Raw genomic sequence first — 383 nt, 5'->3', positions numbered from 1 at the left:
ACCGTTTCACTCGGTGATGTATATTTCGGCATTTAGCTCGCTTGTTGTGTACTTATAGCACAAGACAGAACATTTAGGACGTATAATGGCAAGGATATCTACAGAAGACCCAAAATGCCAGCCCCCTACAGTTACGACCTTAGACAAAAAGTTATTAATGCAATTGAACTAGACGGTATACCCAAAACCGAAGCCAGTCAAGTTTTCCATGTCAGCAGGAACACCATCAATCTCTGGCTGCAAAGAAAAGAACACACCGGCGACTTCCTCCCTAAACCTAATCGCCCACCTGGTCATAGCCACCAAATTACCGACTGGCACAAATTCCAGGCTTTTGCCCAAGAGCATGGCCACAAAACCTCCGCTCAAATGGCTGAACTTTG

Annotated in this window: 1 protein-coding gene; it reads left to right on the top strand. The window is 45.4% G+C overall.

Going from position 1 to position 383, the window contains the following annotated elements; translation table 11 throughout:
* Window positions 1-114: 114 nt before the first annotated feature.
* The coding region (locus P5683_RS25980) for an IS630 transposase-related protein (protein WP_315641319.1) at window positions 115-383 on the top strand (269 nt) is incomplete at its 3' end.

This window comes from Limnospira sp. PMC 1279.21 (assembly GCF_032349615.1).
Taxonomy (GTDB): domain Bacteria; phylum Cyanobacteriota; class Cyanobacteriia; order Cyanobacteriales; family Microcoleaceae; genus Limnospira; species Limnospira fusiformis.
This window is presented reverse-complemented; position numbering and strand designations above follow the sequence as displayed.